We start from the raw sequence: 9,120 nt of genomic DNA, 5'->3' as shown, positions 1-9,120 counted from the left end.
CGAACTCAGAAGTGAAACGCCGTAGCGCCGATGGTAGTGTGGGGTCTCCCCATGCGAGAGTAGGGAACTGCCAGGCATCAGATAAAGCGAAAGGCCATCCGGAAGGATGGCCTTTTTGCGCTGGTGAAAACTTCTCCTGTCGTCATATCTACAAGCCATCCCCCCGCAGATACGGTAAACTAGCCTCGTTTTTGCATCAGGAAAGCAGCTATGAACCACTCCTTAAAACCCTGGAACACATTTGGCATTGATCATAATGCTCAGCACATTGTATGTGCCGAAGACGAACAACAACTACTCAATGCCTGGCAACATGCGACCGCAGAAGGACAACCCGTTCTTATTCTGGGGGAAGGAAGCAACGTACTTTTCCTTGAGGATTATTGCGGAACGGTGATCATCAACCGAATCAAAGGAATCGAAATTAATGATAAACCTGATGCATGGTATTTACATGTGGGTGCAGGAGAAAACTGGCATCGTCTGGTGAAATACACTTTGCAGCAAGGAATGCCCGGTCTGGAAAATCTGGCATTAATTCCTGGTTGTGTCGGCTCATCGCCTATCCAGAATATTGGCGCTTATGGCGTAGAATTACAGCGAGTTTGCGATTATGTTGACTGTGTTGAACTGGCGACAGGCAAGCAAGTGCGCTTAACTGCCAAAGAGTGCCGCTTTGGCTATCGCGACAGTATTTTTAAGCATGAATATCAGGATCGCTTCGCCATTGTAGCCGTAGGTCTGCGTCTGCCAAAAGAGTGGCAACCTGTACTGACTTACGGTGACTTAACTCGTCTGGAGCCTTCAACAGTAACGCCACTGCAAGTATTTGATGCAGTATGCCATATGAGAACGACAAAGCTTCCCGATCCAAAAGTGAACGGCAATGCCGGTAGTTTCTTCAAAAATCCTGTTGTATCTGCCGAAACGGCTAACGCGTTGTTGGCACAATTTCCAACGGCACCGAATTACCCTCAGGCGGATGGTTCAGTAAAACTGGCTGCTGGCTGGCTCATCGATCAGTGTCAGCTAAAAGGGACGCAAATGGGTGGGGCTGCGGTACACCGTCAACAGGCGTTAGTTCTCATCAATGAAGGCAATGCAAAAAGCGAAGATGTCGTGCAACTGGCACATCATGTAAGACAGAAAGTTGGTGAAAAATTTAATGTCTGGCTTGAGCCCGAAGTTCGCTTTATTGGTGCATCAGGTGAAGTTAGCGCAGTGGAGACGATTTCATGAAGGATAATACCGTTCCACTGAAATTAATCGCGCTGTTAGCGAACGGCGAATTTCACTCTGGCGAGCAGCTAGGTGAAACGTTAGGAATGAGCCGGGCGGCCATTAATAAACACATTCAGACGCTGCGTGACTGGGGCGTTGATGTCTTTACCGTTCCGGGTAAAGGATACAGCCTGCCTGAGCCCATTCAGTTACTTAATGCTGAACAGATATTGAGTCAGCTGGATGGCGGTAGTGTAGCCGTGCTGCCAGTAATTGACTCAACTAATCAGTACCTTCTTGATCGTATCGAAGAGCTTAAATCGGGCGATGCCTGCGTCGCAGAATATCAGCAGGCAGGCCGTGGTCGCCGTGGTCGGAAATGGTTTTCGCCTTTTGGCGCAAACTTATATTTGTCGATGTTCTGGCGTCTGGAACAAGGCCCGGCTGCGGCAATTGGTTTAAGTCTGGTTATCGGTATCGTGATGGCGGAAGTATTACGCAAGCTGGGTGCAGATAAAGTTCGCGTTAAATGGCCTAATGACCTCTATCTGCAGGATCGCAAGCTGGCAGGCATTCTTGTGGAGCTGACTGGCAAAACCGGCGATGCAGCACAAATTGTCATTGGCGCCGGAATCAACATGGCAATGCGTCGGGTTGAAGAGAGTGTCGTTAATCAGGGGTGGATCACGCTACAGGAAGCGGGGATCAATCTCGATCGTAATACGTTGGCGGCCATGCTAATACGTGAATTACGCGCGGCGCTGGAACTCTTCGAGCAAGAAGGATTGGCACCTTATCTTTCGCGCTGGGAAAAGCTGGATAATTTTATTAATCGCCCAGTGAAACTTATCATTGGTGATAAAGAAATATTTGGTATTTCACGCGGAATAGACAAACAGGGCGCTTTATTGCTTGAGCAGGATGGAATAATAAAACCCTGGATGGGTGGTGAAATATCCCTGCGTAGTGCAGAAAAATAAGAAAGGGGAGCATTAGCTCCCCTGCAAATTATTTGCGTAGTCTGACTTCTTCTACCGCATGATTAGCACTCTTCGTCAGGATTAAACTGGCGCGCTCGCGAGTGGGTAGAATATTTTGCTTTAAGTTCAGCCAGTTGATCTCTTTCCACAGTGTCATGGCGGTTTTGATCGCTTCTTCCTTAGTTAATTTCGCATAGTTATGGAAATAGGAATCCGGGTCTGTAAAAGCCCCTTCGCGGAATTTCAGGAAGCGGTTGATATACCATGTTTGAAGTAAGTCTTCAGGCGCATCAACATATATCGAAAAATCGACAAAATCAGAAACAAATACATGATGCGGGTCGTGCGGATAATCCATCCCACTTTGTAAGACATTTAGTCCTTCAAGAATTAGGATATCAGGCTGAACAACGGTTTTATCACCATTTGGGATTACATCATAAATAAGATGCGAGTAAACCGGTGCCGTAACGTTTGGTACACCCGATTTGAGATCGGAAACAAACTTCACCAGACGATGCATATCATACGATTCCGGGAAGCCTTTCTTTTTCATCAGCCCGCGTTCTTTAAGCACTTTGTTGGGATGAAGAAAACCATCGGTGGTGATCAGTTCAACACGGCGATGTTCCGGCCAACGGCTTAAAAGCGCCTGTAATACACGGGCGGTTGTACTTTTCCCCACAGCTACACTGCCTGCGATACTGATAATGTAAGGAATGCGTTGTCCGTTAGTGCCAAGAAATTGTTCCAGAACCGCCTGACGACGCAGATTCGAGCTTATATAGAAGTTCAGCAAACGCGACAAAGGTAAATAGATCTCGGCAACTTCTTCTAACGAGAGATCTTCATTTATACCTTTGAGACGGGCGATCTCATCTTCCGATAACGTCATCGGTACGGAATCACGCAGAGCTGCCCACTGGTTGCGGTCAAACTGTAGGTAAGGCGTCATTAACGTTTGCTCTTTTATACTCATAAGCATGTTTCTGACGGTCATAGCTTTATCGGCAAAGCGATATTTGCCATGGCGCGTCACAGTTCTGTTGAATGGGTTAATGGGCAGGAGGGTAACACCAGATGGGGAGGAATAATAAGAAAAAATCGCTTACGGGAAGCTATCGGTGAAAAGCAATGTGACAGATATTCCATCTGATAAAAAGAATGGTGTTTTAACTGGCGCATATTGTTAAGCAGAACAATGCTGAAAAAATGTGCTAATCTGCTCATCGTTCGACTGTTTCTTCATCGAGTTGTTTAAAATATGACCAACAAAACAAATTATGCAATTTTTTAGTTGCATGAGCTCGCATGTCTCCATAGAATGCGCGCTACTTGATGCCGACTTAGCTCAGTAGGTAGAGCAACTGACTTGTAATCAGTAGGTCACCAGTTCGATTCCGGTAGTCGGCACCATCAAGTCCGGTGGGGTTCCCGAGCGGCCAAAGGGAGCAGACTGTAAATCTGCCGTCACAGACTTCGAAGGTTCGAATCCTTCCCCCACCACCAATTTCGGCCACGCGATGGCGTAGCCCGAGACGATAAGTTCGCTTACCGGCTCGAATAAAGAGAGCTTCTCTCGATATTCAGTGCAGAATGAAAATCAGGTAGCCGAGTTCCAGGATGCGGGCATCGTATAATGGCTATTACCTCAGCCTTCCAAGCTGATGATGCGGGTTCGATTCCCGCTGCCCGCTCCAAGATGTGCTGATATAGCTCAGTTGGTAGAGCGCACCCTTGGTAAGGGTGAGGTCGGCAGTTCGAATCTGCCTATCAGCACCACTTCTTTTCTCCTCCCTGTTTTTTCCTTCTGTTTATTGCATTCAACAAGTCGGGCATGTTGCCTGGTTGATGTGGTGATATCACCGATTTATCCGTGTCTTAGAGGGACAATCGATGTCTAAAGAAAAGTTTGAACGTACAAAACCGCACGTTAACGTCGGTACTATCGGCCACGTTGACCATGGTAAAACAACGCTGACCGCTGCAATCACTACCGTACTGGCTAAAACCTACGGCGGTGCTGCTCGCGCATTCGACCAGATCGATAACGCGCCGGAAGAAAAAGCTCGTGGTATCACCATCAACACTTCTCACGTTGAATACGACACCCCGACCCGTCACTACGCGCACGTAGACTGCCCGGGGCACGCCGACTATGTTAAAAACATGATCACCGGTGCTGCGCAGATGGACGGCGCGATCCTGGTTGTTGCTGCGACTGACGGCCCGATGCCGCAGACTCGTGAGCACATCCTGCTGGGTCGTCAGGTAGGCGTTCCGTACATCATCGTGTTCCTGAACAAATGCGACATGGTTGATGACGAAGAGCTGCTGGAACTGGTTGAAATGGAAGTTCGTGAACTTCTGTCTCAGTACGACTTCCCGGGCGACGACACTCCGATCGTTCGTGGTTCTGCTCTGAAAGCGCTGGAAGGCGACGCAGAGTGGGAAGCGAAAATCCTGGAACTGGCTGGCTTCCTGGATTCTTACATTCCGGAACCAGAGCGTGCGATTGACAAGCCGTTCCTGCTGCCGATCGAAGACGTATTCTCCATCTCCGGTCGTGGTACCGTAGTTACCGGTCGTGTAGAACGCGGTATCATCAAAGTTGGTGAAGAAGTTGAAATCGTTGGTATCAAAGAGACTCAGAAGTCTACCTGTACTGGCGTTGAAATGTTCCGCAAACTGCTGGACGAAGGCCGTGCTGGTGAGAACGTAGGTGTTCTGCTGCGTGGTATCAAACGTGAAGAAATCGAACGTGGTCAGGTACTGGCTAAGCCGGGCACCATCAAGCCGCACACCAAGTTCGAATCTGAAGTGTACATTCTGTCCAAAGATGAAGGCGGCCGTCATACTCCGTTCTTCAAAGGCTACCGTCCGCAGTTCTACTTCCGTACTACTGACGTGACTGGTACCATCGAACTGCCGGAAGGCGTAGAGATGGTAATGCCGGGCGACAACATCAAAATGGTTGTTACCCTGATCCACCCGATCGCGATGGACGACGGTCTGCGTTTCGCAATCCGTGAAGGCGGCCGTACCGTTGGCGCGGGCGTTGTAGCTAAAGTTCTGAGCTAATTGCCGATAACATTTGACGCAATGCGCAATAAAAGGGCATCATTTGATGCCCTTTTTGCACGCTTTCGTACCAGAACCTGGCTCATCAGTGATTTTCTTTGTCATAATCATTGCTGAGACAGGCTCTGTTGAGGGCGTATAATCCGAAAAGCGAATACGCGTTTCGATTTGGTTTGCCTCGCTATCGCGGGGTGAAAATGTTTGTAGAATACTTCTGACAGGTTGGTTTATGAGTGCGAATACCGAAGCTCAAGGAAGCGGGCGCGGCCTGGAAGCGATGAAGTGGGTCGTTGTGGTGGCATTGCTCCTGGTGGCAATCGTCGGCAACTACCTTTATCGCGACATTATGCTGCCGCTGCGTGCGCTGGCCGTAGTAATTCTGATTGCTGCAGCGGGTGGTGTCGCGCTGTTAACGACAAAAGGTAAAGCAACCGTTGCTTTTGCCCGTGAAGCGCGTACCGAAGTCCGTAAGGTCATTTGGCCGACTCGCCAGGAAACATTGCACACCACGCTGATTGTGGCTGCGGTTACCGCAGTAATGTCACTGATCCTGTGGGGACTGGATGGTATTCTGGTTCGCCTGGTATCCTTTATCACTGGCCTGAGGTTCTGAGATGTCTGAAGCTCCTAAAAAGCGCTGGTACGTCGTTCAGGCGTTTTCCGGTTTTGAAGGCCGCGTAGCAACGTCGCTGCGTGAGCATATCAAATTACACAACATGGAAGAGTTGTTTGGCGAAGTCATGGTTCCGACTGAAGAAGTCGTTGAGATCCGTGGCGGTCAGCGTCGCAAAAGCGAACGCAAATTCTTCCCTGGCTACGTCCTCGTTCAGATGGTGATGAACGACGCGAGTTGGCACCTGGTGCGCAGCGTACCGCGTGTGATGGGCTTCATCGGCGGTACTTCCGATCGTCCTGCACCAATCAGCGATAAAGAAGTTGATGCGATTATGAACCGCCTGCAGCAGGTTGGTGATAAGCCGCGTCCGAAAACGCTGTTTGAACCGGGTGAAATGGTTCGTGTTAATGATGGTCCGTTCGCTGACTTCAACGGCGTCGTTGAAGAGGTGGATTACGAGAAGTCTCGTCTGAAAGTCTCTGTTTCTATCTTCGGTCGTGCGACCCCGGTAGAGCTGGACTTCAGCCAGGTTGAAAAAGCCTAATCCAGCGATCAAAAAAGCGGCGATTAAATCGTTGCACAAGGCGTGAGATTGGAATACAATTTCGCGCCTTTTGTTTTTATGGGCCTTGCCCGTAAAACGATTTTTTATATCACGGGGAGCCTCTCAGAGGCGTTATTACCCAACTTGAGGAATTTATAATGGCTAAGAAAGTACAAGCCTATGTCAAGCTGCAGGTTGCAGCTGGTATGGCTAACCCGAGTCCGCCAGTAGGTCCGGCTCTGGGTCAGCAGGGCGTAAACATCATGGAATTCTGCAAAGCGTTCAACGCAAAAACTGATTCCATCGAAAAAGGTCTGCCGATTCCGGTAGTTATCACCGTTTACGCTGACCGTTCTTTCACTTTCGTTACCAAGACTCCGCCGGCAGCAGTTCTGCTGAAAAAAGCGGCTGGTATCAAGTCTGGTTCCGGTAAGCCGAACAAAGACAAAGTGGGTAAAATTTCCCGCGCTCAGCTGCAGGAAATCGCGCAGACCAAAGCTGCCGACATGACTGGTGCCGACATTGAAGCGATGACTCGCTCCATCGAAGGTACTGCACGTTCCATGGGCCTGGTAGTGGAGGACTAAGAAATGGCTAAACTGACCAAGCGCATGCGTGTTATCCGCGAGAAAGTTGATGCGACCAAACAGTACGACATCAACGAAGCTATCGCTCTGCTGAAAGAGCTGGCGACTGCTAAATTCGTAGAAAGCGTGGACGTTGCTGTTAACCTCGGCATCGACGCTCGTAAATCTGACCAGAACGTACGTGGTGCAACTGTACTGCCGCACGGTACTGGCCGTTCCGTTCGCGTAGCTGTATTTACCCAGGGCGCAAACGCTGAAGCTGCTAAAGCTGCAGGCGCTGAACTGGTAGGTATGGAAGATCTGGCTGACCAGATCAAGAAAGGCGAAATGAACTTTGACGTTGTTATTGCTTCTCCGGATGCAATGCGCGTTGTTGGCCAACTGGGGCAGGTTCTGGGTCCGCGCGGCCTGATGCCAAACCCGAAAGTGGGTACTGTAACTCCGAACGTTGCTGAAGCGGTTAAAAACGCTAAAGCTGGCCAGGTTCGTTACCGTAACGACAAAAACGGCATCATCCACACCACCATCGGTAAAGTGGACTTTGACGCTGACAAACTGAAAGAAAACCTGGAAGCTCTGCTGGTTGCGCTGAAAAAAGCAAAACCGACTCAGGCGAAAGGCGTGTACATCAAGAAAGTTAGCATCTCCACCACCATGGGTGCAGGTGTTGCAGTTGACCAGGCTGGCCTGAGCGCTTCTGCAAACTAATGCCTTTACGTGGGCGGTGATTTTGTCTACAATCTTACCCCCACGTATGCTAACGAAAGTTAGCAGCTAAAAAGATTTGTTCGTTGGAGCCTGGCCTATCCAGGCCTCCGTCGAAGACCGCAGGAGTTTCGCAAGAAACTTAATCCCCTGCGTAGACGGTGACAGAACGCTAAGATTATTCTTTTATATTCTGGCTTGTTTCTGCTCACCGTAATTAAGACGCTCTCTCCATTTGGAGGAGTGAAGTGAGTTCCAGAGATTTTCTCTGGCAAACATCCAGGAGCAAAGCTAATGGCTTTAAATCTTCAAGACAAACAAGCGATTGTTGCTGAAGTCAGCGAAGTAGCCAAAGGCGCGCTGTCTGCAGTGGTTGCGGATTCCCGTGGCGTGACTGTAGATAAAATGACTGAACTGCGTAAAGCAGGTCGCGAAGCTGGCGTATACATGCGTGTTGTTCGTAACACCCTGTTGCGTCGTGCTGTTGAAGGTACTCCGTTCGAGTGCCTGAAAGACGCGTTTGTTGGTCCGACCCTGATTGCATACTCTATGGAACACCCGGGCGCTGCAGCTCGTCTGTTCAAAGAGTTCGCGAAAGCGAATGCAAAATTTGAGGTCAAAGCCGCTGCCTTTGAAGGTGAGCTGATCCCGGCGTCTCAGATCGACCGCCTGGCAACTCTGCCGACCTACGAAGAAGCAATTGCACGCCTGATGGCAACCATGAAAGAAGCTTCGGCTGGCAAACTGGTTCGTACTCTGGCTGCTGTACGCGATGCGAAAGAAGCTGCTTAATCGCAGTTATCTTTTTAACGCATTCGCTTACGTATAAACTTATTCTGATATTCAGGAACAATTTAAATGTCTATCACTAAAGATCAAATCATTGAAGCAGTTGCAGCTATGTCTGTAATGGACGTTGTAGAACTGATCTCTGCAATGGAAGAAAAATTCGGTGTTTCCGCTGCTGCTGCTGTAGCTGTAGCTGCTGGCCCGGTTGAAGCTGCTGAAGAAAAAACTGAATTCGACGTAATTCTGAAAGCTGCTGGCGCGAACAAAGTTGCTGTTATCAAAGCAGTACGTGGCGCAACTGGCCTGGGTCTGAAAGAAGCTAAAGACCTGGTAGAATCTGCTCCAGCTGCTCTGAAAGAAGGCGTGAGCAAAGATGACGCTGAAGCACTGAAAAAAGCTCTGGAAGAAGCTGGCGCTGAAGTTGAAGTTAAATAAGCCAACCCTTCCGGTTGCAGCCTGAGAAATCAGGCTGATGGCTGGTGACTTTTTGGTCACCAGCCTTTTTGCGCTGTAAGGCGCCAGTAGCGTTTCACACTGTTTGACTACTGCTGTGCCTTTCAATGCTTGTTTCTATCGACGACTTAATATACTGCGACA

11 protein-coding genes and 4 tRNA genes are annotated in these 9,120 nt (G+C 49.3%); 14 read left to right on the top strand and 1 reads right to left on the bottom strand.

The genetic code is table 11. The features are described 5' to 3' along the window. The 3 genes from WES_RS24435 to birA all read left to right on the top strand — a co-directional run. Positions 1-251: hypothetical protein (locus WES_RS24435; protein ID WP_016235261.1), on the top strand; the 251-nt coding region annotated here is incomplete at its 5' end. Continuing rightward, positions 211-1,239: a UDP-N-acetylmuramate dehydrogenase gene (gene murB, locus WES_RS01225; RefSeq protein WP_016159835.1), complete on the top strand. Its 1,029-nt coding sequence runs from the start codon at positions 211-213 to the stop codon at positions 1,237-1,239. The genes WES_RS24435 and murB, both read left to right, overlap by 41 nt. Continuing rightward, positions 1,236-2,201, top strand: coding sequence for a bifunctional biotin--[acetyl-CoA-carboxylase] ligase/biotin operon repressor BirA (birA, locus tag WES_RS01230; protein WP_000654625.1), 966 nt, complete (start codon positions 1,236-1,238; stop codon positions 2,199-2,201). Before murB ends, birA begins: the two co-directional genes overlap by 4 nt. A gap of 28 nt (positions 2,202-2,229) precedes the next feature. On the opposite strand, the gene coaA is transcribed toward birA, so the two are convergent. Further along, positions 2,230-3,180, bottom strand: a complete 951-nt coding sequence (gene coaA, locus WES_RS01235) for a type I pantothenate kinase (protein ID WP_000023078.1) — start codon at positions 3,178-3,180, stop codon at positions 2,230-2,232. A gap of 361 nt (positions 3,181-3,541) precedes the next feature. Between coaA and WES_RS01240 the strand changes: the two genes are divergently transcribed. The 11 genes from WES_RS01240 (at position 3,542) to rplL (ending at position 8,958) form a co-directional block, all read left to right on the top strand. Beyond that, positions 3,542-3,617, top strand: a tRNA-Thr gene (locus WES_RS01240). A gap of 8 nt (positions 3,618-3,625) precedes the next feature. Further along, positions 3,626-3,710 (top strand) — tRNA-Tyr (locus WES_RS01245). Positions 3,711-3,826: 116 nt separating this feature from the next. Then, a tRNA-Gly gene (locus tag WES_RS01250) sits at positions 3,827-3,901 on the top strand. Between the two features lie 6 nt (positions 3,902-3,907). Continuing rightward, a tRNA-Thr gene (locus WES_RS01255) sits at positions 3,908-3,983 on the top strand. Positions 3,984-4,097: 114 nt separating this feature from the next. Next, entirely contained in the window at positions 4,098-5,282 is a 1,185-nt protein-coding gene (gene tuf, locus WES_RS01260) for an elongation factor Tu (protein ID WP_000031784.1), read from the top strand. A 229-nt stretch (positions 5,283-5,511) separates the two neighbouring features. Further along, on the top strand, positions 5,512-5,895 hold the full coding sequence (gene secE / locus WES_RS01265) for a preprotein translocase subunit SecE (protein ID WP_001275702.1): 384 nt from the start codon (positions 5,512-5,514) through the stop codon (positions 5,893-5,895). Position 5,896: 1 nt separating this feature from the next. After that, the gene (gene nusG / locus WES_RS01270; protein ID WP_001287521.1) at positions 5,897-6,442 is read left to right on the top strand and encodes a transcription termination/antitermination protein NusG; all 546 of its coding nucleotides are present in this window, start codon (positions 5,897-5,899) and stop codon (positions 6,440-6,442) included. Positions 6,443-6,600: 158 nt separating this feature from the next. Beyond that, positions 6,601-7,029, top strand: a complete 429-nt coding sequence (gene rplK, locus WES_RS01275) for a 50S ribosomal protein L11 (RefSeq protein ID WP_001085926.1) — start codon at positions 6,601-6,603, stop codon at positions 7,027-7,029. 3 nt (positions 7,030-7,032) lie between these two features. Further along, entirely contained in the window at positions 7,033-7,737 is a 705-nt protein-coding gene (gene rplA, locus WES_RS01280; RefSeq protein ID WP_001096683.1) for a 50S ribosomal protein L1, read from the top strand. Positions 7,738-8,028: 291 nt separating this feature from the next. Further along, a complete protein-coding gene (rplJ, locus tag WES_RS01285; protein WP_001207201.1) occupies positions 8,029-8,526 on the top strand; it encodes a 50S ribosomal protein L10 in 498 nt (165 codons plus the stop codon). A gap of 66 nt (positions 8,527-8,592) precedes the next feature. Further along, positions 8,593-8,958 (top strand): 50S ribosomal protein L7/L12, encoded by a 366-nt coding sequence (rplL, locus tag WES_RS01290; RefSeq protein WP_000028878.1) that lies wholly within the window; start codon positions 8,593-8,595, stop codon positions 8,956-8,958. Positions 8,959-9,120: the final 162 nt, after the last annotated feature.

The organism is Escherichia sp. KTE31, from assembly GCF_000407925.1.
Lineage (GTDB): Bacteria > Pseudomonadota > Gammaproteobacteria > Enterobacterales > Enterobacteriaceae > Escherichia > Escherichia ruysiae.
This window is presented reverse-complemented; position numbering and strand designations above follow the sequence as displayed.

Excerpts from the sequence above, each read along its gene's own strand:
- nusG (WP_001287521.1), top strand. The coding sequence starts at position 5,897 with ATGTCTGAAGCTCCTAAAAAGCGCTGGTACGTCGTTCAGGCGTTTTCC.
- birA (WP_000654625.1), top strand. The coding sequence starts at position 1,236 with ATGAAGGATAATACCGTTCCACTGAAATTAATCGCGCTGTTAGCGAAC.
- secE (WP_001275702.1), top strand. The coding sequence starts at position 5,512 with ATGAGTGCGAATACCGAAGCTCAAGGAAGCGGGCGCGGCCTGGAAGCG.
- rplJ (WP_001207201.1), top strand. The coding sequence starts at position 8,029 with ATGGCTTTAAATCTTCAAGACAAACAAGCGATTGTTGCTGAAGTCAGC.
- rplA (WP_001096683.1), top strand. The coding sequence starts at position 7,033 with ATGGCTAAACTGACCAAGCGCATGCGTGTTATCCGCGAGAAAGTTGAT.
- rplL (WP_000028878.1), top strand. The coding sequence starts at position 8,593 with ATGTCTATCACTAAAGATCAAATCATTGAAGCAGTTGCAGCTATGTCT.
- coaA (WP_000023078.1), bottom strand. The coding sequence starts at position 3,180 with ATGAGTATAAAAGAGCAAACGTTAATGACGCCTTACCTACAGTTTGAC.
- rplK (WP_001085926.1), top strand. The coding sequence starts at position 6,601 with ATGGCTAAGAAAGTACAAGCCTATGTCAAGCTGCAGGTTGCAGCTGGT.
- tuf (WP_000031784.1), top strand. The coding sequence starts at position 4,098 with ATGTCTAAAGAAAAGTTTGAACGTACAAAACCGCACGTTAACGTCGGT.
- murB (WP_016159835.1), top strand. The coding sequence starts at position 211 with ATGAACCACTCCTTAAAACCCTGGAACACATTTGGCATTGATCATAAT.